The 26675-nt window shown below is 61.1% G+C and carries 25 protein-coding genes; 4 read left to right on the top strand and 21 right to left on the bottom strand.

All coding sequences use genetic code 11. The annotated features are described in order from the left end of the window. Positions 1 to 338 precede the first annotated feature (338 nt). The gene (locus AC6I8P_RS07500; RefSeq protein ID WP_031280170.1) at positions 339 to 1634 is read right to left on the bottom strand and encodes an NCS2 family permease; all 1296 of its coding nucleotides are present in this window, start codon (positions 1632 to 1634) and stop codon (positions 339 to 341) included. 457 nt (positions 1635 to 2091) lie between these two features. On the opposite strand from AC6I8P_RS07500, the gene AC6I8P_RS07495 reads away from it, so the two are divergent. Next, entirely contained in the window at positions 2092 to 2838 is a 747-nt protein-coding gene (locus AC6I8P_RS07495; RefSeq protein WP_021509816.1) for a response regulator, read from the top strand. Here AC6I8P_RS07495 and AC6I8P_RS07490 read toward each other — a convergent pair. The 6 genes from AC6I8P_RS07490 to AC6I8P_RS07465 all read right to left on the bottom strand — a co-directional run bounded on the left by AC6I8P_RS07490 (position 2775) and on the right by AC6I8P_RS07465 (position 9088). After that, the gene (locus tag AC6I8P_RS07490; protein WP_104188829.1) at positions 2775 to 3827 is read right to left on the bottom strand and encodes a carbohydrate kinase family protein; all 1053 of its coding nucleotides are present in this window, start codon (positions 3825 to 3827) and stop codon (positions 2775 to 2777) included. The two genes, AC6I8P_RS07495 and AC6I8P_RS07490, sit on opposite strands and share 64 nt — an antisense overlap. A 1-nt stretch (position 3828) precedes the next feature. Further along, entirely contained in the window at positions 3829 to 4689 is an 861-nt protein-coding gene (locus AC6I8P_RS07485) for a ketose 1,6-bisphosphate aldolase (protein WP_058757359.1), read from the bottom strand. Positions 4690 to 4701: 12 nt separating this feature from the next. Continuing rightward, positions 4702 to 5385: a D-lyxose/D-mannose isomerase gene (locus tag AC6I8P_RS07480; protein ID WP_275028505.1), complete on the bottom strand. Its 684-nt coding sequence runs from the start codon at positions 5383 to 5385 to the stop codon at positions 4702 to 4704. 57 nt (positions 5386 to 5442) lie between these two features. Next, complete coding sequence (locus AC6I8P_RS07475; protein WP_058757358.1) at positions 5443 to 6381, bottom strand: ABC transporter substrate-binding protein; 939 nt, start codon at positions 6379 to 6381, stop codon at positions 5443 to 5445. 207 nt (positions 6382 to 6588) lie between these two features. Further along, positions 6589 to 7572 carry an ABC transporter permease subunit gene (locus AC6I8P_RS07470; protein WP_021509811.1) on the bottom strand — a complete coding sequence of 328 codons (984 nt, stop codon included), beginning with the start codon at positions 7570 to 7572 and terminating at the stop codon, positions 6589 to 6591. Between the two features lie 10 nt (positions 7573 to 7582). Then, complete coding sequence (locus AC6I8P_RS07465) at positions 7583 to 9088, bottom strand: sugar ABC transporter ATP-binding protein (protein WP_058771123.1); 1506 nt, start codon at positions 9086 to 9088, stop codon at positions 7583 to 7585. A gap of 144 nt (positions 9089 to 9232) precedes the next feature. Between AC6I8P_RS07465 and AC6I8P_RS07460 the strand changes: the two genes are divergently transcribed. Beyond that, positions 9233 to 11818 carry an ATP-binding protein gene (locus AC6I8P_RS07460; protein WP_058757356.1) on the top strand — a complete coding sequence of 862 codons (2586 nt, stop codon included), beginning with the start codon at positions 9233 to 9235 and terminating at the stop codon, positions 11816 to 11818. On the opposite strand, the gene phnE (AC6I8P_RS07455) is transcribed toward AC6I8P_RS07460, so the two are convergent. From phnE (AC6I8P_RS07455) to phnF, 14 genes are all read right to left on the bottom strand, one after another. Next, positions 11772 to 12656: a phosphonate ABC transporter, permease protein PhnE gene (gene phnE / locus AC6I8P_RS07455; protein ID WP_338670993.1), complete on the bottom strand. Its 885-nt coding sequence runs from the start codon at positions 12654 to 12656 to the stop codon at positions 11772 to 11774. The two genes, AC6I8P_RS07460 and phnE (AC6I8P_RS07455), sit on opposite strands and share 47 nt — an antisense overlap. Further along, positions 12653 to 13516: a phosphonate ABC transporter, permease protein PhnE gene (gene phnE / locus AC6I8P_RS07450; protein ID WP_058757354.1), complete on the bottom strand. Its 864-nt coding sequence runs from the start codon at positions 13514 to 13516 to the stop codon at positions 12653 to 12655. Before phnE (AC6I8P_RS07450) ends, phnE (AC6I8P_RS07455) begins: the two co-directional genes overlap by 4 nt. 209 nt (positions 13517 to 13725) lie before the next feature. After that, positions 13726 to 14655 carry a phosphonate ABC transporter substrate-binding protein gene (phnD, locus tag AC6I8P_RS07445; protein WP_481657550.1) on the bottom strand — a complete coding sequence of 310 codons (930 nt, stop codon included), beginning with the start codon at positions 14653 to 14655 and terminating at the stop codon, positions 13726 to 13728. A gap of 26 nt (positions 14656 to 14681) precedes the next feature. Further along, positions 14682 to 15509 (bottom strand): phosphonate ABC transporter ATP-binding protein, encoded by an 828-nt coding sequence (phnC, locus tag AC6I8P_RS07440; protein ID WP_021509805.1) that lies wholly within the window; start codon positions 15507 to 15509, stop codon positions 14682 to 14684. A gap of 80 nt (positions 15510 to 15589) precedes the next feature. Further along, the gene (gene phnP / locus AC6I8P_RS07435) at positions 15590 to 16360 is read right to left on the bottom strand and encodes a phosphonate metabolism protein PhnP (protein ID WP_215480473.1); all 771 of its coding nucleotides are present in this window, start codon (positions 16358 to 16360) and stop codon (positions 15590 to 15592) included. Continuing rightward, on the bottom strand, positions 16357 to 16893 hold the full coding sequence (gene phnN, locus AC6I8P_RS07430; RefSeq protein WP_104188816.1) for a ribose 1,5-bisphosphokinase: 537 nt from the start codon (positions 16891 to 16893) through the stop codon (positions 16357 to 16359). The genes phnP and phnN overlap by 4 nt, the downstream gene beginning before the upstream one ends. Further along, positions 16893 to 18029 carry an alpha-D-ribose 1-methylphosphonate 5-triphosphate diphosphatase gene (phnM, locus tag AC6I8P_RS07425; RefSeq protein WP_058774782.1) on the bottom strand — a complete coding sequence of 379 codons (1137 nt, stop codon included), beginning with the start codon at positions 18027 to 18029 and terminating at the stop codon, positions 16893 to 16895. The genes phnN and phnM overlap by 1 nt, the downstream gene beginning before the upstream one ends. Next, positions 18026 to 18730: a phosphonate C-P lyase system protein PhnL gene (phnL, locus tag AC6I8P_RS07420; RefSeq protein ID WP_021509801.1), complete on the bottom strand. Its 705-nt coding sequence runs from the start codon at positions 18728 to 18730 to the stop codon at positions 18026 to 18028. Before phnL ends, phnM begins: the two co-directional genes overlap by 4 nt. A 167-nt stretch (positions 18731 to 18897) precedes the next feature. Beyond that, on the bottom strand, positions 18898 to 19659 hold the full coding sequence (phnK, locus tag AC6I8P_RS07415; RefSeq protein WP_021509800.1) for a phosphonate C-P lyase system protein PhnK: 762 nt from the start codon (positions 19657 to 19659) through the stop codon (positions 18898 to 18900). Beyond that, positions 19649 to 20497: an alpha-D-ribose 1-methylphosphonate 5-phosphate C-P-lyase PhnJ gene (locus AC6I8P_RS07410; protein ID WP_058782061.1), complete on the bottom strand. Its 849-nt coding sequence runs from the start codon at positions 20495 to 20497 to the stop codon at positions 19649 to 19651. Before AC6I8P_RS07410 ends, phnK begins: the two co-directional genes overlap by 11 nt. Then, positions 20490 to 21566 carry a carbon-phosphorus lyase complex subunit gene (locus AC6I8P_RS07405; RefSeq protein ID WP_498002390.1) on the bottom strand — a complete coding sequence of 359 codons (1077 nt, stop codon included), beginning with the start codon at positions 21564 to 21566 and terminating at the stop codon, positions 20490 to 20492. Before AC6I8P_RS07405 ends, AC6I8P_RS07410 begins: the two co-directional genes overlap by 8 nt. Further along, positions 21566 to 22141: a phosphonate C-P lyase system protein PhnH gene (gene phnH, locus AC6I8P_RS07400; protein ID WP_498031095.1), complete on the bottom strand. Its 576-nt coding sequence runs from the start codon at positions 22139 to 22141 to the stop codon at positions 21566 to 21568. Before phnH ends, AC6I8P_RS07405 begins: the two co-directional genes overlap by 1 nt. Next, complete coding sequence (phnG, locus tag AC6I8P_RS07395) at positions 22138 to 22587, bottom strand: phosphonate C-P lyase system protein PhnG (protein ID WP_058757348.1); 450 nt, start codon at positions 22585 to 22587, stop codon at positions 22138 to 22140. Before phnG ends, phnH begins: the two co-directional genes overlap by 4 nt. After that, positions 22584 to 23300: a phosphonate metabolism transcriptional regulator PhnF gene (gene phnF, locus AC6I8P_RS07390; protein ID WP_132466836.1), complete on the bottom strand. Its 717-nt coding sequence runs from the start codon at positions 23298 to 23300 to the stop codon at positions 22584 to 22586. The genes phnG and phnF overlap by 4 nt, the downstream gene beginning before the upstream one ends. Positions 23301 to 23601: 301 nt before the next feature. Here phnF and AC6I8P_RS07385 point away from each other — a divergent pair, with 301 nt between their 5' ends. After that, positions 23602 to 25767 carry a putative bifunctional diguanylate cyclase/phosphodiesterase gene (locus AC6I8P_RS07385; RefSeq protein WP_481657549.1) on the top strand — a complete coding sequence of 722 codons (2166 nt, stop codon included), beginning with the start codon at positions 23602 to 23604 and terminating at the stop codon, positions 25765 to 25767. A gap of 184 nt (positions 25768 to 25951) precedes the next feature. Beyond that, the gene (locus tag AC6I8P_RS07380; RefSeq protein ID WP_481657548.1) at positions 25952 to 26398 is read left to right on the top strand and encodes a transposase; all 447 of its coding nucleotides are present in this window, start codon (positions 25952 to 25954) and stop codon (positions 26396 to 26398) included. The last annotated feature ends 277 nt before the right edge of the window (positions 26399 to 26675 follow it).

Below are 26675 nucleotides of genomic sequence, written 5' to 3'. Positions count from 1 at the left end.
TAGCGGTGCTCCCTGATTTCTTAACGCCGGAAGGCGAGGCGGCAACCGATGCGGCAGCGTGTAAACGGGATAATCCATTATCTTGTCCTTCTTCAGCAACCTTGTGTCATCGCCTCACTCCACCGCTATTTAAGCAGAGCGGCAGCGATTAAACATTCCACGATCCCGCCACTGCAGGCAAAAAATTTGCGCATGGCAGAATTTACGGAAAAACAGTAAACATCAGGCCTGAAAGAGAAAAGTGGGTACGGGCAGGAATTGCGAGACATCACGCAAACAATCATTGCGCGCATGTAACAACTTACACGGAAGCCCGGGCGGGCTTCCGTTACACAGCATCAGGCACTCAGCCAGCCGAGTTTAATCACAAACAGAATCGACAGAATCACCAGCGCCGCATTGACCTCTTTGGTGCGGCCACTCAGCAGTTTCACCACCGTCCAGGTAATAAAACCAAAGGCGATACCATTAGCGATTGAGTAAGTCAGCGGCATGGTCAGCGCGGTCACGGTGACCGGTGCCGCCGTGGTGACATCTTTCCAGTCAATTTCTGCCAGACCGGAAGCCATCAGCACCGCGACGAACAGCAGCGCTGGTGCCGTGGCGTAGACCGGCACGCTACCCGCCAGTGGCGAGAAGAACAGGCTGAGCAGGAACAGAATGGCGACCACAATCGCCGTCAGACCGGTACGGCCGCCGGCGCTGACGCCCGCAGCGGACTCCACATAGCTGGTGGTGGTTGAGGTACCCAGCAGTGAACCGAACAGTGCAGCGGCGCTATCGGCGATCAGCGCACGGCCCATTTTCGGCACGTTGCCCTGCTCATCGGCCAGACCGGCGCGTTTCGTCACGCCCAGCAGCGTGCCGGTGTTATCAAACACGTCGACAAACAGGAACGCAAAGATCACGCTCACCAGGCCAACGTTGAACGCGCCGGCGATATCCAGCTGCATAAAGGTCGGCGCAATTGACGGCGGCGCAGAGAACACGCCCGCGAACGGTGTCAGGCCAATGCCCATCGAGATAAAGGTAACAACCAGAATGCCGATCAGTACGGCGCCGGTCACGCGACGCGCTTCCAGCACCACAATGATAAAGAAGCCCAGCAGCGCCAGCAGCGGACCCGGTTTGGTCAGGTCGCCCAGACCGACCAGCGTAGCCGGGTTATCCACCACGATGCCCGCTCCTTCCAGCGCAATCAGTGCGAGGAACAGGCCAATGCCTGCCGCAATCCCGGCACGCAGCGGCAGCGGAATGCTGGCAATAATCCATTCGCGAATTTTAAAAATCGACAGCGCAAAGAAGATCACCGCCGAGAGGAACACCGCACCCAGCGCGATCTGCCAGGTGTAGCCCATATGCAGCACCACGGTGTAGGTGAAGAAGGCGTTCAGGCCCATGCCCGGTGCCAGCGCGATCGGATAGTTGGCGATCAGGCCCATCAGAATCGAACCGATGGCCGCGGCCAGACAGGTGGCAACAAACACCGAGCCTTTATCCATACCGGTCGCCCCGAGGATGCTGGGATTCACAAACAGGATGTAGGCCATTGCCAGAAAGGTCGTGATACCGGCAATGATTTCGGTGCGCACCGTGGTGTGGTGAGCTTTTAACTTAAAAAGTTTTTCTAACATCATCATCTCTCATCAGCGGAGACGGCCCGCAGGCCTGCTCTCTCTTGCCAAGGCGTTTTCCCGCTATTCCGCGCGTGGTGGCTAAGCTGACGCGGAAAAAGTGAGGAAAATTATTTTTTTATGCCGGCGTTTTGCCACCGCTGGCAGCAGAACGTCGTGTGCTATCCCCTGTCCACATAGCAATTGCTATGCCACTCCCTGACGCAATCGTTTCCGTTTCAGCGTGCCGTTGCGGCTAAGAAAATTCTGAACCAGAACGAGGCGCGATTATGGTGCATTGCACCACCTGCGCGCAAACGTTTTCCCGCCGTGCGCAGCCGGGGGTGAAATATTGCGGTAACGCACGCTTTCACACTCTGCCAGGCGATGGCGCTCACGTTTCTGCTGCGCGTTTCAGCAGCTTAAAAACGCCGGGTTACACTGCGTTTAACCCTTTCGCAACAAAAGAGGCAGTGCAATGAAGCCCGCGATTCTGGTCGTTGATGATGATCGTGCCATCTGCGAATTGCTGCACGATGTGCTGAGCGAACATGTGTTTACCGTTTATAGCTGTCATCAGGGGCGCGACGCCCTGGCGCTGCTGGCGCAGCATCCGGAAATCTCCCTGGTGATGCTGGATATGATGCTGCCCGATACCAACGGCCTGCTGGTATTACAGCAGATGCAGCGTCAGCGCCCTGAGCTGCTGGTGATCATGCTGACCGGCATGGGATCGGAAGCCGATATGGTGGTTGGGCTGGAGATGGGCGCCGACGACTATATCGCCAAACCCTTTAATCCCCGTGTGGTGGTGGCGCGGGCCCGTGCGGCGCTGCGCCGCTGCGGGCGACTGGCGCAGCCGGAAACGGTGATTGATGAGGGCTGGCAGTTTAATGGCTGGCGGCTGGATGATGTGCGTTGTCAGCTGTTCAATCCGCAGCGTGAAAGCGTGCCGCTCACTCAGGGCGAATACAGTCTGCTGCGCGCGCTGGTCGGCCACGCGCGTAAGGTCCTGACGCGCGACCAGCTGCTGGAGCTGACCCACAGCGAAAGCCTCGACGTGTTCGATCGCACCATTGATGTGCTGATCATGCGCCTCAGACGCAAAATCGAGGCTAATCCGCATCAGCCGATCCTGATCCGCACCATTCGCGGACTGGGCTATGTTTTTTCCGCCGATGTGATGCGCCCGTCCGCCGCGGCGCGCGAGACGCAAATCGCCTGATCCATCCAGCGCTGCATCTCGCTCAGTGGCCGGATGCCGTCCAGCGCGTTGGCCGCATGCAGATTAAAGCTGGCGCAGGTATGGGCCAGCTTTAACGTCTGCTGCAGGCTGTAGTTCTGATGGCTGGCGTACAGCACGCCGGCGCAGAAGGCATCGCCCGCCCCGACGCTGCCGACAATCTCCTCTGCCGCTAAGCACCAGGCGGGCTGCCACAGACCGTCGCCCTCTGGCTGCTGGCCCCAGGCGCCTTCCGGTGCATGAATCACCACGCGCTGGCGCACACCCTGCGCCAGCAGCCAGCGTGCCGCCGCAGCAAACGCCGCCGGTGACGCCAGCGTGCCACTGCTGCGCAGCTCGATGCCGGTGAGCGCCTGCGCTTCCAGTTCGTTAATCACCAGATAATCGAGCCAGCGTAGCGCCGGCTTCACCAGCGTCTGATACTCGCCGGCGCGTGAGACCAGATCGAGCGAAGTGAGATAGCCGCGCTGCTGCATCTCCGCCAGCAGCCGGGCACTGCGGGTACCGTACTGCGCATCGGGCTGGTCGAGCTTATCCAGTAACAACAGATAGCCGAGGTGGAAGATGCGGTGCGCGGTGGCAAGGTGAGCGAAGTGCGCCACATCGAGCTGCGCATTGGCCCCGCGCGCATGAAAAAAGGTGCGCTGACCGTCCGGCGCGGTCATCACCTGCGTCATCGCCGTGGCTGACGCACCGGTGCGCTGCACGTGCTGACGATCCACATGATGTTCATCCAGCAGCTGCAGCAGATAATCGCCGTCGCTGTCCTCGCCCAGCATCCCCACGGCGGCCAGCGGCAGACCGACCTGCATGCGCGCCAGGGTAAACAGCACATTCAGCGCTGCACCGCCGCTGCATTTCTCGCTGTGGCTAATCTCCGCCAGCCAGCCCTGTTCTGGCCAGTGGCTGATGCGCTGCACGTGATCCACCAGCATATTACCCGCCGCCAGAATGCCGTTGCGTGCTGCCATGTCAGGCCCTCCCGGCGCTGCCAAACACCTGCATCTGCTGGGCCACAACGCTGGCGATGTCGCGTTCAACCGCCATTAACAGTTCGGCGAACGAGTCGTAGCGCGCGTCGCGCTGGGTGATTTGCGTTTCAATCGCCCCGAGCGCCGCCTGCGACATACCGGTGTAGAAGTTGATTTTGTGGATGCCGAGGCTGATGGCGCGGCGGAAATCAGCGTCGCTGATGCCGGAACCACCGTGCAGCACCAGCGGAATGCCGGCCGCTGCGCGAATCGCCGCCAGACGGTCAAAATCAAGCTTTGGCTCGCCTTTGTATTTGCCGTGCGCGTTGCCGATGGCCACTGCGAGGCAGTCGATGCCGGTTGCCTGGACAAATTCCGCCGCCAGCGCCGGGTCGGTGAATTTATTGCTGTCCGCTTCGCCAAACAGCGCGCCCCCCTCATCGCCGCCCACGGCGCCCAGCTCGGCCTCAACCGAAATACCCAGCGCGTGGCACATCTTCACCACTTCCCGCGTCTGGCGAATGTTCTCGTCATAGCTCAGGGTTGAACCATCGAACATTACCGAGGTGAAGCCGAGGCGAATCGCCTGCATCACCGCATCAAAATGCAGGCCATGATCGAGGTTGAGCACCACCGGGATGGCGTGCAGCGCCGCTTCGGCACGGATAGCGGCGATCAGCGGTTCCAGGCTGACGTATTTAAAATGCACCTCGGCAATGTTGATGATAAACGGCGAACGCTGCTGCTCCGCCGCATGGAACAGCGCGCGCAGAAAGTGGGTATCGAGAACGTTGAACGCGCCGAGCGCGTAACCGTGCTGCTGCGCATGGGCGAGGCCCTGCGCCAGAGAGATCAGTGCCATGGAACACTCCTGTTATGCCAGCCAGCGGTGATATTCGTTACACAGCAGCCAGCGCGGCGCTTCATCCTCATCAATCGGATTAAAGCGCGCCAGCGGGGTAAGAAAGACGTTGTCGTGCTCATCGTCATTGGGCATGGAGACTTCGCCCACCAGCACATCGCCGTAGCCGGTTTCGCCCCAGAAGCTGTGCCAGACACCGGGCAGTAACGTGACGCTCTCGCCGGGTGACAGCCGCAGCTGGGAACCGGCGGCATGGGTCTGGCAGATGCCATCCAGCGTGACCTGTACCGGCGAATCCGCCAGCCGATCGCCGTCGCGATTGTGTAGCGTGACAATCAGGTTGCCACCGCCGCGGTTGATAATGTCTTCCATTTTTTGCGGATGATAATGCATCGGCGTCACCTGCCCTTCGCGCACGTGCATGATCTTCTCCGCATACGGTTTGCTCCACGGCTGTCCGCCGCGTGAACCGTTGCGCAGGGTAAACAGCGTCAGGCCGGTCTGGCTGAAATCATCGGCACCAAAACTGGTGACATCCCAGCCGAGGTGCAGCGCCAGCAGTTCGGCGGCGGCTGAGGTGTCCAGCGCGCGCCACTGGCTGAGACCATAGTCGGCCCACGGCGGCAGATGCACATCCTGCCGCAGAAAGAATTCACGGGTCAGTTGCAAAATAGCGTTAACTTCGGAACGTCGCATAGCTGCGTCTCCGGCGGGCGTCGCGGCGCGCAGTGTGCACCGCGACGCCCGTGTGGCTTATTTCACCGTCCAGCCTTTGTAGCTGCTGACATTGTTACGATCGATCAGCGTTACCGGAATCAGCACCGGCTTATCCGGCGCTGGCTTGCCCTGCAGGATGTCATAGCCAATCTCAACTGCTTTGGCCGCCATCACCTGCGGATCCTGGGCTGGCGTCGCGACAAACAGCGAGCCTTTGCGCTTCAGCGCCTCTTCGCCGTCTGGCGATCCATCGACGCCGACGATAAAGAATTCGCTACGCTGCGCCTGTTTCGCCGCCAGATCGGCACCGATAGCGGTAGGATCGTTGATGGCGAACACGGCATCAATCTTCGGATTGGCCGACAGCAGGCCGGTCATCACTTCCAGTCCGCCTTCGCGACTGCCTTTGGCGTTCTGGTTGTAAGAGAGCAGTTTGATATCCGGGTGGGTTTTCAGCTCATTCATGCAACCTTCCACGCGGTTCTGCACCGCTGACACCGGTGGTCCGTTGATGATGACCACGTTGCCTTTGGCTTTCAGGCGGTCGGAGATGTATTTACAGGCCATGGCCCCGGCCTGGGTGTTGTCAGAGGTGATGGTGGCATTGGCACCGTCCGCAGCCACGTCCACCGCCACTACCACGATGCCGGCATCACGCGCACGCTTCACCGCCGGCGCGATGCCTTTGGAGTCGGCAGCGTTGAGGATGATCATGTCCACTTTAGCGGCAATGAAGTTGTCAATCTGCGCCACCTGCTGGCCAAGATCATAGCCGCTGGAGACCAGCGTCACGTTGACCTTATCGCCCGCCAGCTGACGCGCCTTGAGCTCCGCCCCTTTGGTGATCTGGACGAAGAACGGGTTAGCCAAATCGCCCACCGTCACGCCGATGGATTTCAGTTCTTTGGCCTGCACAAATGGCGCACTGAACAGTGTCGCGGCCAGCAGTCCGGTGATAATCGGATTAAAACGCATAGTCGATGTTCTCCTGCTTTTTTGGTTTTATGCCCTGATTGCCTTTGCCTTTGCCCTCACCCTAACCCTCTCCCGCCCGCGGGAGAGGGAACCGTTCTGCGTGGTGTTCAGGTGAAGCACTTGTTTTCAAAATCTTCTCTCCGGACAGCCCCCTCTCCCGCGAGCGGGAGAGGGTTGGGGTGAGGGCTAGCGCCGATGCCCGCCCCCTCACCCCACGTGATGCCGCGTACGGTACTTATCGATCAGCACCGCAATAATGATCACCCCGCCCTTAATCACCAGTTGCCAGAAGTACGACACGCCCATCAGCGTCATGCCGTTGTTCAGCGTGGCGATAATCAGCGCGCCAATCAGCGTGCCGGTAATGGTGCCAATGCCGCCGACAAAGCTGGTACCGCCCAGAATCACCGCGGCGATCGCGTCCAGCTCATAGCCCACGCCGAGGTTGCCGTTAGCGCTGTACAAGCGCGATGCGCTCATCAGGCCACCAAGCCCGGACAGCAGGCCGCTCATGGCGTAGACAAACACCAGCACCGCACCCACTTTGATGCCGGTCAGGCGCGCTGCCTGCATGTTGCCGCCCACCGCATAGATGTGCACGCCAAGCGTGGTGCGGCGCAAAATAAACCAGCACAGCGCAATCACCGCAAAGGCAATGATAATCAGCCACGGGATCGGTCCGAGATAACCGTTGCCTATCCACTCAAAGTTGATATCCGAGTTAATCACCGTGGTGCCGTTAGCCAGCAGATAGGCCGCCCCGCGCAGCGCGGTATAGGTGCCCAGCGTGACGATAAACGGCGGCAGGCCCGCCCAGGCGACCAGAATGCCGTTGAACAGCCCCATGATCAGCCCGGCTCCGAGCGCGGCGGGGATGGTCAGCCCGGCAAACGCCGGATCGAGCGACACCACCATCGCCACCACCGCCGTGGTGCCCAGCATTGAGCCAACCGACAGGTCAATACCACCGGTGAGAATGACAAACGTCATGCCCGCCGCCAGCACAATGTTGATGGAGGCCTGACGCGTGATATTCAGCAGGTTAGCTTCGGTAAAAAAGTTCGGGGCGACAAAGCCAAATACCGCCACGATCAGGATCAGAATCGGCAAAATACCCACGGTTTGCAGCAGGTCACTCATCAACGCACGTTTTAGCGTTGGACTTTTTACGCGTGCGGTTTCACTGGTCATTCCCGTCTCCTCAGGCCTGGACCGGCTGCGCGCCGGTGGCCAGTGTCATTATGTTTTCCTGGCTAATCTGCTCGCCGCTCAGCTCGCCGGCGATGGTGCCTTCGCGCATCACGTACACGCGGTCGCTCATGCCCACCACTTCCGGCAGCTCGCTGGAGATCATCAAAATTGCCACCCCCTGCTGCGCCATCTGGTTCATCATGCGGTAGATTTCACTCTTGGCGCCGACATCCACGCCGCGCGTCGGCTCATCCAGAATCAGGATGCGCGGCGCTATCGATACCCAGCGCGAAATCAGCAGCTTCTGCTGGTTGCCGCCGGATAAGCCGCCAGCGCGCACCTGGGCGTGCGGCACGCGGATATTCAGTGATTGAATCGCCTCGCTGGCGATCTTCTGCCCTTTGCGCCGGTTAAGCAGGCCGTAGCTGGCATCGCGCTCAAGCGTGGCCATCACGATGTTTTCCTGCGCCGCCAGTTCCAGAAACAGCCCCTGCTCTTTGCGGTTTTCGGTCAGGAAACCGATGCCGCGCGCAATGGCGTCTCGCGGCGAGTGAATCTGCACTTTTTCCCCGTCGATCCAGATTTCCCCGCCGGCTGGCTGATGCACACCAAAAATCAGCTGCGCCAGCTCGCTGCGGCCGGCACCGACCAGCCCGGCCAGCCCGACAATCTCCCCGGCGCGCACCGCCAGGCTGCAGGGATGTACTTTGCGGTTGTCGGTCAGATGATTTACCGCCAGACGAATTTCGCCGAAGCTAATGGCGCGATCTTTGTTGAACAGATCGCTAAGCGGACGGCCAACCATCATGCGCACCAGTTCGCTGGCGTTCAGCTGTTCGCGCGTCAGGCTGCCGACGTACTGGCCGTCGCGCAGCACGCTGACGCGATCGGAGAGCTCATACACTTCCGCCATGCGGTGGCTGATATAGATGATCGCCATGCCTTCGCTGCGCAGGCGTTTGATCAGCGCAAACAGCTGTTCGGTTTCGCGATTCGAGAGCGCAGCGGTGGGTTCGTCCATCACCAGGATGCGGCTGTTGCGATGCAGCGCGCGGGCAATTTCCACCTGCTGCTGTTCGGCGATGCTCAGGCGGCTCACCAGATCGGTGGCGCTGAACTGCGCGCCAAGGCGGTTAATCACCTGCTGCGCTTCTTCGGCCATCTGGCGACGCTTCACCAGCCCGCCACGGGAAATTTCACTGCCGAGAAAGATGTTTTCCGCCACCGTCAGATTCGGTGCCAGGTTGATTTCCTGATAAATCAGGGTGATCCCTGCCGCCAGCGCCTCTTTCGGGCCCCTGATCGCGTAGGGTTGACCATCGATAAGAATTTCCCCGCTGCTGGCGGTATACGCGCCGGCCAGAATCTTCATTAAGGTACTTTTACCGGCACCGTTTTCGCCCATCAGCGCGTGCACTTCACCCGGCCAGACGGTCAGGTCGACGCCTTTCAGCGCATAGAAGCTGCCGAAGCGCCGGGTAATTGCCCGCATTTCTAATATCGGTGTCGCCGCCATCTTCAGGCTCCTGCTGCCAGTGGATAGCCGCGAGTTAAGCAACGCCAGATAAATGGAAAATGTCAGACGCCGTTCATATTTGTCATATTGCGCCCCGGCCGCGCTTCTATACTCGCCGGAGTTGAGCGGTGAGGAGCGGCAGCAATGAGTCACAGTCTGCACTGGCACGCCGGCGCGCGCGGGCGCCTGCTGATGTTTAACCTGCTGGTGGTGAGCGTTACGCTGGCGGTGAGCCTGGTGGCTATTTTCGGTTTTCGCCACGCCGGTCACATTCAGGAGCAGGCACAGGCACAAACGCTGGCCGATATGAACGGCAGCCTGGCGCTGGCGCGTGATACGGCCAATGTCGCCATCGCCGCGGTGCGGCTGGCGCAGGTGGTGGGCGCGCTCGAATACCAGAGCGAATCGGCGCGTCTGCAGCAGACTCAGCAGGCGCTGCAGCAGTCGCTGAGTCAGCTGGCCAGCGCGCCGCTGGCCGCACAGCAGCCGGCGCTGCTGGCACGCATCCGCGAGCGCAGTCAGATGCTGGAGCAAAGCATCAGCCAGCTGCTGCTGGAGGGGCATCAGCGCCATTTACAGCGTAACGTGATGCTCAGCGGCCTGTGGCAGGCGCAGCTGCTGCTCAACCGTATCGACCTGCTGGCCAGCGACGGTGCGTTTCTGCCGCTGCGCCAGCAGACGGCCGCGCTGTTAACCGTGGCAATTCAGTCCGCCACGCCGCAGGCCGCAGTGCAACAGCTCAACAGCGTGCTGCCGATCTGGTCTGCGCTGCCGCTGCAGGGCGTACTGGCGATGCAGCGCGCTCGGCTGGTCAGCACCAGCCAGCAGCTGCTGCCGGTGGCCGGTCAGCTGGAGCAGAGTGACATCGCCATCGCCTACGCCACCTATCGCATCAAGGCGCTGGTGGCGATGCTCAACGAAGACATCACCCACTACGTTCAGCTGGTAGCGCAGCAGAGCGATGCGCGCAGCGCCACCGCCCATCAGGAACTGGATTCAATCATCGGTTTCATCGGTCTGTTTATGTTACTGGCGCTGCTGATTACCGGTTACGCCGGTTACTACATCTACCGCAATCTCGGTTCCAGCCTTACCGCCATCGCGCACGCCATGACGCGGCTGGCGCAGGGGGAGAAAAGCGTCAGCGTGCCCGGCCTGGCACGGCGCGATGAGCTGGGCGATCTGGCGCGCGCCTTTAACGTGTTCGCGCGCAACACCGCTTCGCTGGCCCACACCTCGCAGCTACTGAAAGAGAAAAGCAACCAGCTGGAATCGACCTTCCTCGCCATGCGCGACGGCTTCGCGCTGTTTGATAACAGCGGTCAGCTGGTGGTGTGGAATGCGCAGTACGCCGAACTGCTGGGCTTCGCGCCGCGCGAGCTGCATCGCGGCATGCACTATCAGCGTTTGCTCGATCGCGTCGATGTGCAGCTCAGCAGCCTGCACGACGCGCAGGAAGTCAGGTTGCCGGATGGCCGCACGCTCGAACTGCGCTTCAGCCCGGTACCGCGGCGCGGCATGGTCAACACGGTGCTGGAGCGCACCTCGCGTAAGGCGCTGGAAGCGGCACTGCTGCACAGCCAGAAGATGAAAGCGGTCGGTCAGCTGACCGGCGGCCTGGCGCACGATTTCAATAATTTGCTGGCGGTGATCATCGGCAGCCTGGCGCTGACCGTCGATCAGCTACCGCCCGGCACGCTGGCCAGCCGCATTGAGCGCGCGCGGCTGGCCGCCGATCGTGCCGCTCAGCTGACGCAGCGCCTGCTGGCCTTCTCACGCAAGCAGGCGCTTTATCCGCGTGCCGTTGCGGTGGTGGAGCTGGTGGAAAATCTGCAGTCGCTGCTGCAGCACTCCCTGCTGCCCGGCCAGCATCTGGTGGTGGATGCGCAGCGCCCAGGCTGGCCGGCGTGGATTGATGCCGGCCAGCTGGAGAACGCCCTGATGAATCTGGTGGTGAACGCGCGCGATGCCATGGAGCGCCAGAGCGGCGAGATCCGCCTGCGCATCTGGAATCAACGAATTCAGGAGGCCGATGGCAAGCGCGACCGCGTCACCATTGAAGTGATTGACCACGGCTGCGGCATGTCCGCCGAGGTGCGGGAACAGGTGTTTGAACCCTTCTTTACCACCAAAGCCACCGGCAGCGGCAGCGGGCTGGGGCTGTCGATGGTGTACGGATTTGTGCGCCAGTCCGGCGGACAGATCGAACTGGAGACCGCGCCGGGCCAGGGCACCACGGTGCGGCTGCTGCTGCCGCGCGCGCCGGAAGCCGCGCAGCCGCTGGTGAGCGCGCCGGTGCTGACGCCGCGCGCCAGCCGCGATCGCCTGATACTGGTGCTGGATGACGAGCCGGCGGTGCGCCAGACGCTGTGCGAACATCTGCATCAGCTGGGTTATCTGACGCTGGAGTGTGCTGACGGCGAGAGCGCGCTGACGCTGCTGCGCCAGACGCCGGATATCGATTTGCTTATCAGTGACCTGATGCTGCCGGGTGCCCTGAACGGTGCGGATGTGATTCGTCAGGCGCAGCAGCAGTGGCCACAGCTGGCCACCCTGCTGATCAGCGGTCAGGATCTGCGCCAGACGCCGGTGACGCTACCGCTGTGTGAACGGCTGGCGAAACCCTGGCAGCAGGCGCAGCTGGTGCAGGCGCTGGAGCGCGCCTGGCAGCGCAGCGAACGGCTCAGTCGCGCGCGGCAGGCTGCCACAGCGGCACCCCTTTCCCGGTGATGTAGCGTTTACGCAACCGGCTGGAGATGGCGTCCATCACCATCACCACCACCACCAGAATCACGGTGAGAAACATCACTACATCCCAGTTCCACAGGCGCATGTTTTCGGCGTAGACCAGCCCGACGCCACCGGCGCCGACAAAGCCCAGCACCGCCGCCGAGCGGGTGTTGGACTCAATCTGATACAGACTCAGCGCGAGAAAGGTGGGAAACGATTGGGTAAAAATGCCGTAACGGTGTTTTTGCAGGCTGTTGGCCCCCACTGCGCTCAGGCCGCGACTGGGTGAGCGTTCAACCGCTTCATGCCCTTCGGCATACAGCTTGCCCAGCAGGCCGATGTCCTGCATCACAATCGCCAGCACCCCGGCCAGCGGCCCCATGCCTACCGCCCGCACGAAGATCAATCCCCAGATGGCCATGTCGATGCCGCGCAGCACATCCAGCAGCCGGCGCACCAGCAGCGATATTGGCCGCGTCAGCGGATCGTGCATCACATTGCGCGCTGCCAGAAAGGAGACCGGCAGCGCGATGACGGTGGCGGTGAGCGTGCCGGCAAACACGATAGCCAGCGTGATGCCGACCTGCGAGAAATAGTAGCCAAACGGCCAGTTGACGAAATCCTGCCAGACGAACATGCGCAGGAAATAGCTTCCGAGCTGCTGGCAGCCGATGACAAAGCGCTGCCAGTCGATGCCGAACACGCTGAAGAAGAACAGATAGTAGAGCACCAGCGCCAGCGCAATCAGCGCGATGCGGCGCAGATAACGGTTTTGCGCGGCAAACAGTGCAGCGTGCTGCTGTTTCAGTTTCGCCACGTCGGGCGCTAAGGCGATCATTTTACGTCTCCTTCAACCACACGGCGGCGCAGCCAGCCGGATAGCGTATCCAGCAGCGACACCACCACGATGATCAGCAGCAGCGTCATGCTGACCTGATCGTAGCGATCCAGTTTGATGTTGGTCATCAGCTCCTGACCGATGCCGCCCGCGCCCACCAGCCCGAGGATGGTGGAGGAGCGGAAATTAATTTCCAGCCGCATAAAGCTGTAGGAGAGAAAGGTCGGTTTCACCTGCGGCCAGAAGGCGAAGCGCATACGCTGCAGCTTGCTGGCACCACAGGCGGCGAGACCGCGCACCGGTTTATCGGAGGCGCTCTCAATCGATTCGTAGAACAGTTTGGTCAGACTGCCGATGGTGTGCAGCGCCAGCGCCAGAAAGCCGGGGATAGCGCCGATGCCGAACGCCATCACGAACATTACCGCCCACGCCAGTTCCGGCATGGTGCGCAGGAAGGCAACAAAGGCGCGAATCGCCATGCGCAGGCTGCGCGGCGTCTGGGTGTTATCAGCGGCGAAAAACGCCAGCACGGCGGCGATCAGCACTGCAATCAGAGTGGAGGACAGCGCCAGCTGCAGGGTTTCCCAGATCAGCGGCAGCTGAAAGTGCAGACGATAGCCCCAGTAAGCCAGCGAACCTTCGGTTTTGACGTCCGCGAACAGCAGCGGCAGGTGCAGCACCGGCAGCGTCGCGCCGATGTAGTCAAAGAAGTGTGGCAGCGATTGCCAGACCGTGACCAGGTTGAATTCCGCCACGTTGCCAGCTGCGAGATAGAGCGCCACCAGCAGCAGCGACCACAGCAGCGTGTCGCGCTTTTGCTGGCGGCGAATACGTTGGTAGTAGTGTTCGAAATCGGTCAAGGGAGAGATCCTTTGTTGATGGCGAGGGATTGCCCTCACCCTAACCCTCTCCCGCCAGCGGGAGAGGGAATTGTCCGGCAGATTGATGCAGGCACGTACCCTATCCTTTGCTGCCAGCGGCGAGGGAATTGTCCGGTAGCACGTGCGGCCCCCTCTCCCCCCGGGAGAGGGCTGGGGTGAGGGAAATACCGCACGAAGCCACCCGCTCGTTACCCGCGAGCACCCTTCATCAGGTCGCGCTTCATATCGATGATATTCTGGTAATCCGCGACGCTGGCGGCGCCGATTTGCTGGGCACCGCCCACCGCTTTAACAAAGCAGCTGTGATCTTCTTTATCCAGCTTTTTGATCGCGGCCACCACTTTCGCTTTGAAGTCAGCGGGCAGGTTATTACTCACCAGAATCGGGCCGTTAGGAATCAGCGGCGACTGCCAGATGATGCGGATCTGCTTCATCAGATCCGGGTGATCCATACGAATCAGACGACCAAAGGCCCCCGAGGTATAACCACTGTTGTAATCGCCAATCAGCGACGTCCAGGTCACCGCGCCGTCGAACTGGCCATTCAGCACGCCGAGGATGTCCTGCTCGTGGCCACCGGAAAACGTCACGCTGGAGAAGGTATTGTTGTACTTATCATCCACCGTACCGCCAAACTCTTTCTTAAAGGCCTGATTGGGCATCAGGAAGCCGGAGGTGGAATCCGGATCGGCCATGCCAAACGATTTACCTTTCAGATCTTCCAGCTTCTTATACGGGCTGTCGGCTTTGACGATCACCACCGAGTGGTAGCCTTTCGAGCCATCTTTGTCGTCCACCACGATACCGACGATATCCACGGCCTTCGGGTTTTGCAGATAGACCGAGGCATAAGAGGCCGGCGACATGCTCAGCACCATATCGATCTTATTGCCCAGCAGCCCCTGAATCACGCCGGCATAGTCAGACGAGTTGCGCAGCTGCGTATCCACGCCCAGCTCTTTATCGAAGAAGGTTTTCACACACTGGTTATCGCCAATCTGCTGGGTGGCGTTCTGCCCGCCCAGAATTCCCAGGTTCAGCTGTTTCGGTGCATCCGCTGCGTTGACGCCAAAAGCCATCAGAGCGCCTGTCAGTAAAGCTAAAGCAGTCAGTTTCATTGTGAGATTTTCTCTTGCCGTGGGAGTTAGTGGAGCTGGTTAATTTCGTCGCCGTACAGCGCATGCAGCAGGCTGTCGGTCAACTGAGCGGGATGGCCGTCAAACAGCACTTTGCCGCGCTGGATGCCGATCACCCGGGTGCAATACTGCTGCACCAGTTCAATCGAGTGCAGGTTGACCATCACGCTGATGCCCTGCTCGCTCACCTGGCGCAGCACATCCATGATGCGTTTGGTATTTTTGGGATCGAGCGAGGCCACCGGCTCGTCGGCCAGCAGGATTTTCGGGCGCTGCATCAGCGCGCGGCAGATGGCGACGCGCTGCATCTGGCCGCCGGACAGATTCTCCGCCCGCTGCAGCGCCTGCGGCAGCATGTTCATCCACTGCAGCAGTTCAATGGCCTGCGCACGGTCGGTGTCGGAGAAGATTTTGAAAAAGGATTTCAGCGTTGAGGTCTGGCTGAGCCGGCCCAGCAGCACGTTGGTCAGCACGTCGAGGCGCGGCACCAGGCAGAAGTCCTGAAAGATCATGCCGCACTCGCTGCGCCATTCGCGCATCTGCCGGCTGTTGAGCGTCACCACATCGCGGTCCGCCTCGCCGTGACGCATGCTGAGAATCGCGCCTTCGCTGCTGGCAATGGTGCCGTTCAGCATATGCAGCAGGGTCGATTTGCCTGCGCCCGAGCGGCCGATTACCGCCACCAGCTCGCCCGCATGCAGATCGAAACTGACATCATCCAGCACGCGGTTATCACCGAAGGCTTTGCACAGCCCCTGCACCGACAGCACCTTGTCGCCATGGCGCTGGGCAGGATGTGCATTGTCGACGACGGTTTTGAGTAGTGCCTGTGCCATGTTGCGCTCCATCTCTTCTGAGGTGTTGATTGCCCGTTATTACGGACACTGGCGATGAAGGTCTGATGACAGAACCATGATTAAACGGTGACAGCGTCGCGCAAACCGACAGCAATCTGCTGGCCATCGAACGGTACGCTGACGTTTTCCGGTAACCCATTGTCCAGCAACCAGTTATCCATCTCATGTGACAGGTGCACCAGCCATGCCTGGCGCGGAGCCAGCCGGGCCACGATGTCCAGTGCGCGGGTAACGTCGTTGTGATTACCCACCGCGGCGCGCGGCGCATCGTTGCAGTCGATCACCAGCTGATCGAGCGGCTGGCCCTGCAGGAAATCGGCGGTGTCCGGCGGCAAACCACAGGTGTCGCACAGCCACGCCAGCCGCGTGCCATGCCAGTCGAACAGGTAGCCGTAAGTCAGCCGCGAATGCTGCAGTGGCAGCGCCGTCACCTGCAGGCTGCCGAAGCTGTGCGCGACAAAAGGCGTCAGCGCCGGGCGAAACGCCAGCAGGCCGGGATGCTTAAACAGATCGTCGCAGCCCTTTTCATCCGGTGGCGCCCACACCGGAATCGACGCGCCCCGGCCCCAGCGCAGACTGAACAGGCCGGCCACGTGATCCATGTGGAAATGCGTCAGCAGAATGCGGCTCAGCTCACCGGGCTGGAAGCGCTGATGCAGATCGGGCAGACCGGCATCGAGCAGGATGCGCTCGCGACCGGTGTCGATCAGCGCGCTGGTGGCGTGACGCGCATAGCGTGGCTGCTGCCGGGCGCGTTCACAGGCGCGACAGTCGCAGCCGAACAGCGGCGCGGCCTGCACGCCGCCCGTACCGAGAAAGGTCAGATTCATGGCGGATGCTCCAGTAACTGGCGCAGCTGATGGAGCGTGTCGATCAGCGCGCCGTCGTTGTTGAGCGCGTGGCAGTGGGCAGGCAGCGGTTCTGCTGCGCGCGCCAGCCGTCGCTGAATGTCGGCTTCACTTTCGCGCCCGCGCTGGCGCAGCCGTGCCGCCAGTACGGCTGGCGAGACCTGCAGCACCAGCGGCAGCAGCTGCTCGCCGTAGTGCTGGCGCACGACTGGCAGATGCAGACGTGAACCGTTGACCAGCACGTTAAGACCGCGCGCCAGCCAGTGGTCAATCTCCTCGCCGAGCGCGTAGCTCAGGCCGTGTGCGCGCCAGCTGATGGCGAACAGGCCGAGCGCTTCCCGCCGGCGGAATTCGGCTTCACTCAGCGCCACGTGGTTTTCACCGCCGGCATCGGCCGGCCGCGTGATATAGCGATGGGCGATCACCAGCTTGTCCGGCGGCGCCTCGCGCAGCGCGTTCAGCAGGCTGTCTTTACCCGAGCCCGAGGGCCCGGTCAGCCAGATGAGGCGCGCCATCAGAACACCAGCCTGCCCTGTGACCAGACGTGGCGAATGTGCACATGACCGTGATCGGTGTGTGCCAGCACCAGATCGGCGCGCAGCCCTTCCGCAATCGTGCCGCGATCGTGCAGGCCAATCGCCTGTGCCGGGTTGCGCGTGACCAGCGCCGCCGCCTGCGGTAGCGTCAGCGCATTACGCTCGTCGGCCACCAGGCGGAATACCGCATCCAGCAGGCTGGCCGGATAGTAATCCGACGAGAGGATGTCCAGCAGGCCGTGGCTGGCCAGCTGCCACGCCGCGACATTGCCGGAGTGCGATCCGCCGCGCACAATGTTGGGCGCGCCCATCAGCACCCGCATGCCGCAGTCGCGCGAGGCGCGAGCCGCTTCCAGCGTGGTGGGAAACTCGGCAATGGCGCTGCCAACAGCGTGTGACTCCGCAACGTGCGCCGCCGTGGCATCATCGTGGCTGGCAACCGGAATACCGCGCGCCTGGCACAGGCCAGCGATGGCGTTACGGTTCGGCGTGGAAAATTCGGCAGCCAGCGCCAGCTGTTCGCGCTCAAACTGATCCATCTGCTCATCGTTGAGCTGATATTTACCCTGATAGTAGGTGCGGTACATCTCCAGCGACGCATACTGGCGCTGGCCGGGTGAATGATCCATCAGTGACACCAGCGACAGCTCCGGCGTGCTCATCAGCGCTTCAAACAGCGGCAGCGTAGTGTGGTGCGGCAGCTCACAGCGCAGGTGCAGCTGGTGGTCGGCGCGGTTGATGCCCTTGCGGTTGCTGTCCTGAATCGCCGTAATCATTTTGCTCAGGTTTTCGAGGCGATGACCGCCGTCGCGCACGTCACCGACGCCGATGGCGTCCAGCACCGTGGTGATGCCGCTGGCGACCATCAGTGCATCGTGGCTACTCATCGCCGAATGCGCTGGCCAGTCGACTTTGGGCCGTGGCGTAAAGAATTTATCGAGGTTGTCGGTATGCAGCTCGACCAGCCCCGGCAGCAAAAACGCGTTCCCGCCGTCCAGCGCGCCTGGCTGCTGACTGCCGCTGTCGCTGAAGCTGGCGATCCGGTCGCCGCGCATCTCCAGCGATCCGCTGACGACCTCATTTTCCAGCACCAGCCGGACATTATTCACGATCATGCCTGTTCTCCTGTGTGCAGCGGCTGCATGACGTGCAGGCGGTCGGCCACCCGGGCGCGCACCGCTTCGTCATGGAAAATACCTACGATAGCGGCGCCGCGGGCGCGCGCCTGTTCAATCAGCTCCACCACCGCCGCGCTGTTAGCGCTGTCGAGTGACGCCGTGGGTTCATCCAGCAGCAGCACCGGATAGTCAGCGATAAAGCCGCGTGCGATGTTGACGCGCTGCTGTTCCCCGCCGGAGAAGGTCGAGGGGGCCAGCGACCACAGGCGCTGCGGCACGTTAAGACGCGTCAGCAGTTCGCGGGCGCGCTGTTCACAGCGGGCGCGTTCGACGCCGCGCTCCAGCAGCGGCTGCATGACGATCTCCAGCGTCGGTACGCGCGGAATCACGCGCAGAAACTGGCTGACCCAGCCGACGGTGTCACGGCGGATCGCCAGCATCTGACGCGCCGGTGCCTGTGCCAGATCGACCCACTGGCCGTGATGCTGCAGCCAGATGTGACCGCTGTTGGCCTGATAGTTACCGTACAGCGCACGCAGCAGCGTGGATTTACCGCTGCCGGAGCGCCCGTGCAGCACCACGCATTCGCCGGCGGCCACCTCAAGGCTGGCGTGCTGCAGCACCGGCAGCTCGGCGCTGTTCTGGTTGTGCAGCACAAAGGTTTTGCTGAGATTCTCTACGCGCAAAATGGGTTGCATGTTGATGTCCTGATAATGATTCGTGCAGCCGCACGTAACCGTAGCGGCGCGATTTATCGCGCATTTAACAGCAACGCTCGCTGTTCAACTGGGCGCAATAAATTGCGCCGCTACGATTGGTGCACACCTCATGAGTAGGGCGCATTAATGCGCACCGCCAGCGTGTTCTATGCCAGCACCGATGAAACCAGCAGCTGGGTGTACGGATGGTGCGGATCGTCGAGCACCCGGTCGGTGAGTCCGCTCTCCACCACTTTGCCCTGCTTCATTACCAGCAGGCGGTGCGCCAGCAAACGCGCGACGCCGAGATCGTGGGTGACGATAATCACCGCCAGATTCAGTTCGCGTACCAGCGTGCGCAGCAGATCCAGCAGGCGCGCCTGCACCGAGACATCCAGCCCGCCGGTCGGCTCATCCATAAACACCAGCGTCGGCTGCGTCACCAGGTTGCGCGCAATCTGCAAACGCTGCTGCATGCCGCCAGAAAAGGTGGTGGGCAGATCGTCGATGCGGTTGGCCGGAATTTCGACGTCCTGCAGCCAGCGCAGCGCCTCGTTGCGGATGTCGCCGTAATGACGCTGTCCAATCGCCATCAGACGCTCACCAATATTGCCGCCCGCCGTCACCTGCGGACGCAGGCCATCCAGCGGATGCTGATGCACCACGCCCCACTCGGTGCGCAGTAACCGCCGGCGCTCGCTCTCGCTGAGCTGATACAGATCGCGGCCGCGGTAGAGAATGTTGCCCTGCTGTGGCGCCAGACGCGCCGACAGGCTGCGCAGCAGCGTGGTTTTTCCCGAGCCGGATTCACCGACAATCCCCAGCACCTCTCCGGGATAGAGCGCAAAACTGACGTCTTCAAAACCTTTGCCCGGCGCGTAGAGGTGCGTCAGGTTATTGACCGCGAGCAGCGGCTGTTCACTGTGCATGCTGTTGTTCCTGCTGCTGGTGGCAAAAATCGGTATCGGAGCAGACAAACATGCGCGTACCGGCATCATCCATCACCACTTCGTCGAGATAGCTGTGGCGCGAACCGCACAGCGCACAGGGGTGTTCCCAGCTCTGCACGCTGAACGGGTGATCGTCGAAATCAAGACTTTCTACTTTGGTGTAGGGCGGCAGCGCATAAATGCGTTTTTCACGTCCGGCACCAAACAGCTGCAGCGCCGGCATCATGTGCATCTTCGGGTTGTCGAATTTAGGAATCGGCGACGGATCCATTACGTAGCGATCGTTAACCTTCACCGGATAGGCATAGGTGGTGGCGATATGGCCGTAGCGGGCGATATCTTCATACAGCTTGACCTGCATGATGCCGTACTCCTCCAGCGCGTGCATGGTGCGGGTTTCCGTCTCACGCGGCTCAATAAAGCGCAGCGGCTCCGGGATCGGCACCTGGAAAATCAGCACCTGATCCTCTTCAAGCGGTGTCTCCGGAATGCGGTGCCGCGTCTGGATCAGCGTGGCGTCTTTGGTGGCTTCGGTGGTTGCCGCCCCGCTGACGCGCTGGAAGAAGCGCCGGATAGAGACCGCGTTGGTGGTGTCATCCGCGCCCTGATCGATCACTTTCAGCACGTCGCTGTCGCCTATAATGCTGGCGGTGATCTGGATGCCGCCAGTGCCCCAGCCATACGGCATCGGCATTTCGCGGCCGGCAAACGGCACCTGATAGCCAGGGATCGCGACCGCTTTCAGAATGGCGCGGCGGATGGTGCGTTTGGTCTGCTCATCCAGGTAGCCGTTGTTGTAGCCGGTTAACTCACTCATCATTCTGCTCCTGATGCTGTTGGCGCAGCCGCTGCAGCAACTCCAGCTCCGCCTGGAAATCCACGTAGTGCGGCAGTTTCAGGTGCGAGACAAAGCCGGCGGCTTCGACGTTATCGGCGTGCGACAGCACGAACTCTTCGTCCTGCGCCGGCCCGGCAATGCGCTCCTGATAATCGGGTGCCTGCAGCGCACGGTCCACCAGCGCCATCGCCATCGCCTTACGCTCTGCGCGTCCGAACACCAGACCATAGCCGCGGGTAAAGTGCGGCGCGCTGTCGCCCTGGGTGGTGAAGCCGTTGACCATTTCGCATTCGGTCAGCAGGATCTCGCCGATTTCAATCTCAAAACCCAGCTCTTCGGGGCAGATCGACACGCTGAGATAGCCGGTGCGGATTTCACCGGCAAACGGATGGTTGCGGCCATAGCCGCGCTGGGTCGAATAGCCAAGCGCCAGCAAAAACCCCTCGTCGCCGCGCACCAGCTGCTGTAAGCGGGCAGCGCGTGACGCCGGATAACCGGGCGGCTGGCGCGTGATGTCGCACGGCTCGCTGCCGTCATCCTCTTCACGCGCTGCCAGCCCTTCACGCGTCATCATGCTGAACACATGCGGGCAACGCTGCGCCAGCGCCTGATCGTCACGCGCGGCGGCCGGCGTTTGGCCGTTGGCCAGCAGGGTAAAATCCAGCAGGCGGTGGCTGTAGTCATAGGTCGGGCCCAGCACCTGGCCACCGGGTAGATCTTTGTAAACTGCCGAGATGCGGCGCTCGATGCGCATTTCCGCGGTTTCCAGCGCCAGGCTGTCCGCGAGGCGCGGCAGCGTGGTGCGGTAGGCGCGCAGCAGGAAAATCGCCTCGACCAAATCGCCACTGGCCTGTTTGATGGCTAAGGCCGCCAGCTGTGTGTCAAAGATGCCGCCTTCGGTCATCACCCGGTCCACCGCCAGTCCCAGCTGTTGCGCCACCTGGTCGCAGCCCAGCTCCGCGACGCTGCGGTCGCCGCGGCGCAGATCGGCCTGCAGCTGATGGGCGCTGGCAATCGCCTTTTCGCCCCCTTTCACGGCTACGTACATCAGCACACCTCCACGTCGATGGTGCGTGGCAGCGCCATCATCGCTTCACCGCAGGTGAAAATCAGATCTACCCCCTGCGGGAACGGATGCGGGCGCTCACGCAGATAGGTCAGAATGGCGGCCGGCAGCTGCGGCGCGATGGCGCGCGGCTCACGCAGGCCGGGCCCGGAGAGGCGCAGCGTCAGCCCGCCGTTGAGCGACGGCACTTCGACAATTAGCGTGGTGCTCTTCTCGGGGGACAGATTGTCACCGGCAGCGAAGCTGGCGGGATCGGGATTGGCCGCCGCGTGGGTCAGCGCAAACGGGGCATCGCGCTCATCGACAATCGGTACGCCGGTGTGAAAGCGCAGGTTGCTGCGCACGATATCGCTGTCCACGCGGCGATCCAGCCACAGCGCGCTCTCCTGATCGACCAGCGTCAGCAGCACCGCCGTTGCGGCCGGGGAGAGATCGCCCCAGCCCTGCGCCAGCGGCAGCGAGACCATCACGCCCGGCTCGCTCATCGCTTTGAGAATGCGGCGGAAGGCGCGCTGGGCGTCGGCAACCGGATGGTTAAAACTTGCCAGTAATGTCATTCGTTATCTCCGCGAACCAGCGTAAAGAAATCCACTTTGGAGCTGGCGATCTCCCGCGCGCGCAGCTGGCGCTGCTCTTCACGCAGTGCCGCCAGCGGGGCAATAATTTTTTCCTGCAGCAGCGCCTGGGTTTCCGGCTGTTGCAGCAGCGCATCAATCAGCGCGCAGCGTTCGGCATGCGCCTTATCGCGCCCCAGCACATAGCTGAAACCCAGCGTGCCGTCGTGCAGTCTGATCACCGCGCGGGTGACGGTGGCATCGCCCATGACGAAGCGTTTCCCGCTGCCGCCCATGCGCGCCTGCAGACGGGTTAAACCGGTTTCCGCCGGGCGCAGGCGCTCGAAGGCGGGTGTAAGCTGTAGCGACTGCCAGTGGCTGGCCAGCGCGCTGGCTTCACTGTGCGCCAGCACCGAAAGCCAGTGCTGACGGGCGGTTTGCTGTTTCATTGGTGCTCCAGGGTGAGTTCAATCATGTCGCCACGCGTCAGGCTGACGGAGTACTCCGCCACCTGACCGTCCGGCTGTGTGTTCAGGGTGCGCACGCACAGCAGCGGCGCGTGCAGCGTAATCTCCAGCTGTTTGCACTCTTTGGCCTGTGCGCGGCGGGTACTGATGCGGGTCTGACGGCGGCTCAGCTGCAGGCCGAGCTGCTGCTGCATGAAGTCGTGCAGGGAACCGTGCTGGAACGTCTGCAGCGCCGGCCACCAGCGCAGGTCGGGCAGATAGTGGTTGATCACGCACACCGGCACGCCGTTGACGCGCCGCAGGGTGCGTAAATGAATGACGCTGGCGCCCTCGTCACTGCCCAGCGCGGCGGCCACGTCGCTGCTGGCCGGACGCAGTACCGCCAGCAGCCGTTCGCTGGTGGGATGACTGCCCTGCTCCAGCAGGTTCTGGCTAAAGCGCGCCTGGGCATGCAGCGGGTAGTCGTACGGGCGCATCAGCACCAGGATGCCGACGCCATGGCGCCGCTGCAGCAGGCCTTTGTTCACCAGCTCATCCACGGCCCGGCGCAGCGTGTGGCGATTGACGGCATAGTGATCGGCCAGCTGCTGTTCAGACGGCAGATAATCGCCGCAGCGATAGCGCTCCTGCAGCGCCTGCTCCAGCTGGGCGGCAACCGCCTGATAGACAGTGGTCGGATGTCTGGATATCTCCATCACGCTCAATACCTCATTCGCTTCAGGTTGAGGGGCGCAGCGGAAGAGGCTGCGGAATGGCGACTACAGTGCGGGAGACAGATGACAGTGCCGTGACGGCTCAGTGACGTGCGGATGAATTTGCTTTAAGGCAGCCAGACGGCAACCAATTCAATAAAATCCACTTAACTGTTACCTTTGTGACTATGCGCAAAAAAATTGCGTGCAGTTTCACGCCTTTAACGCTTCCCTTACCGGATGCAGGCTGCGTAAATTCTGCTAATTTAATCAGTAAGCCCTGCCCGGAGCGCGAAACCTTAAAATGATAAACACCTTCAAACTTTCGCACGGTTTTCGCCGCAATTTTTTGCGCGAAGTGATCCTGCCGCTGGTGGCGATTTTGCTGCTGACTTTTCTCGGTGCCGGTTTCGGCCTGTTCTGGAGCACCTCGGCCACCAACCATGAGGCGCGCGAGCAGCAGCAGCGGATGATCGCCGCCTCGTTCAATCAGAGCCTGAGTGAACATCTGCGCCAGCTGCGCAGCCTGACGCGCTGGTCCCCGCTCGCCGATCAACTGGCGCAGCCGCAGCCTGACAGCGACTGGCTGAATCAAAACGTCGGTAGCTGGCTGTACGATATGTTTGATCATCAGCTGATTGTGCTGCTTGACCGCACCAATCAGCCGACCGCCGTGTGGCGCAACGGTCAGCCGGTGGCGGATCTGCGCATCGGGCCGTACCTGCGCGATCTGTTGCAGACGCCACTGGTGCAAAGCAGTGATGAGGTACCCGGTCCGGCCGACCGCGCGGATTTTGTGCGCATCGGCCAGCGTGCGGCAGCGCTGGCGGTGGGCGATATCAGCAGCACGCGCGAGGCCGGGCGCTACCGGCTGGTGAGTATTAAGTTTCTTGATGATGGCTATCTGCGCAACCTGTCTGAACGCAGCCAGCTGCGGCAGCTCTTCTTTAGCGATGGCGTACCGCAGAACGAACACAAAGCGCGCTATCCGCTGACCTCGCGTCAGGGCGATATCGTCGGCTACCTCAGCTGGGATCCGGACAAGCCGGGCGCGCAGATGTTGCGTACCCTCGGTCCTTCCACGCTGATTTCGGTGCTGCTGATCACCCTGCTGTGTCTGTTTATGGTGCGGCGCATCTGGACTTCCTCGCTCGATTTATCGCAGTCACTGCTGAAGCTCGGGGCCAGCGAGGCGCAGGCGCAGCATCTGGCGTTTCACGATGTGCTGACCGGGCTGCCGAACCGGGCGCTGGTTGAAGATCGGCTGACTCAGGCGCTGGCCGCCGCGACCCGTCACGACCAGCGCGTGGCGTTGCTGCTGCTGGATCTGGACCGCTTCAAAATCATTAACGATACCTGGGGCCATCACGCCGGCGATGATCTGATTATCGAGGTGGCGCGCCGCCTGAGCCACCTGGTGCGCGCCAGCGATACCGTCGGGCGTATTGGCGGCGATGAATTTATCATCGTGATGCCGGAGGTAGAGAATATCGGTCAGGTGCAGGCGCTGGCGCAGCGCATCATCGCCGCGCTGGGCGAGCCGTATCAGCTGGTGGGCAACGAACTGTGGGTTGGCGTCAGCATTGGCCTGGCGCTGGCACCCCGCGATGGCATTGACCGGCTGGAGCTGATGCGCAAAGCCGACATTGCGCTATACGAAGCGAAAAATGGCGGACGCGGTCAGTATCGCCAGTTTGAAAAGGTGATGGATGAATCGCTGCGTACGCGGCAGCAGATAGCGGCGGATCTGCGTCAGGCGCTGGTCACGTACGACGGTCTGGCGGTGTGGTATCAGCCACTGATGGAGATCAGCGGCCAGCAGATTGTCGGACTGGAAGCGCTGCTGCGCTGGCATCATCCGCAGCGCGGCGATGTGTCGCCTGCGGACTTTATCGCCATCGCCGAAGAGACCGGCATGATTATTCCGCTGGGCGAATGGGTGCTGCGCGAGGCCTGCAAAACCGCCCTGAAGTTACCGCAGGTGATTGTGGCGGTGAACGTTTCGCCGGTGCAGTTCCGCGCCAGCGGGTTTGTCGAACGCATGATTGAGATTGTGCAGTCGGAAGGAGCCGATCCGCAGCGGCTGGAGCTGGAAATCACCGAAGGCGTGTTGATTGAGGATGAACACGAAGCGCGCAACAGCATCATCTCGCTGCGCGACGCCGGATTCCGTATCGCGCTGGATGATTTCGGCACCGGTTATTCGAGCCTGAATTATCTCAGCACGTTTCCGGTCGACAAGATTAAAATCGACCGGTCGTTTACCCAGTCGCTGGGCGTGGCGGAGAACTCCACCGCGATTGTTGAATCCGTGGTGCGCCTCGGCCACGCCATGGGCCTGACCGTCACCGCCGAAGGCGTCGAAACCGAGGGCCAGAAAAACGCGCTGGCCGATGCCGGGTGTAATGAGCTGCAGGGATATTTGTTCAGCCGGGCAGTGCCGTTGAGCGAGATTGAGCGGATGGTGTGAGGATGCAGAAGAGACGCGATAAATTGCGGCGCTACGATTTGTGCGGGAATGTATTTACGTGCTGGTCTATAACCGACATCGTAGCGGCGTTATTTTTCGCGCTTTTTTGAATCTGGATCGGAGAAGTTAAAAACAATCTGAAAAATTGATTCGGATAGCAGATGCTCTGTGAAAGGAGGCTGTTATGCTATTCAGAAAACAATTACGACTGTTGCATTACGATTACGCTGCAGCGGGAGCTTATTTCATTACCATTGTTACACGACAACGGTTATGTCTTTTCGGCCGTATCAGGCAGGCGCAACTGATTCCCAGTAAAACAGGGAGTGTTGTATATCAGGAATGGCTTAATCTGTCGTTACGTGTTCCAGGATTGATGACAGATGCATTTGTTGTGATGCCAAATCACCTACACGGCATTTTGTGGCTGTCCGGCGAGAACAATAATTCCTTAAGCAGAGTCATAGCTGGTTATAAGGCAGGCGTCAGTCGGGTTATCGCAAACAGAGTGTGGCAACACAATTTTTATGAGCGGGTTATACGCAATGAAAAAGAGCTGTTTTTCGCACGGCAATATATTGAGCAAAACCCGTTGAGGTGGGAGCTGGATCATTATTATCAACAAGAGTGATGCCGGTTATAAAGCGCAATGAATTGCGCCGCTACGATTCGTGCGGCATTGTATTTCTGCGCCGCCATCCTGCACACATTGTAGCGGCGCGATTTATCGCGCTGAGTTAAACACTGCACACCTGCCCGAATGCGCAATGAATTGCGCTGAGTTAAACACTTCACAGTTGCCAGAATGCGCAATGAATTGCGCCGCTACGATCCGTGCGGCATTTTATTTCTGCACCACCATCCTGCACACATTGTAGCGGCGCGATTTATCGCGCTGAGTGAAACAC

The organism is gamma proteobacterium symbiont of Lampromicra miyakona, assembly GCF_059730895.1.
This window is presented reverse-complemented; position numbering and strand designations above follow the sequence as displayed.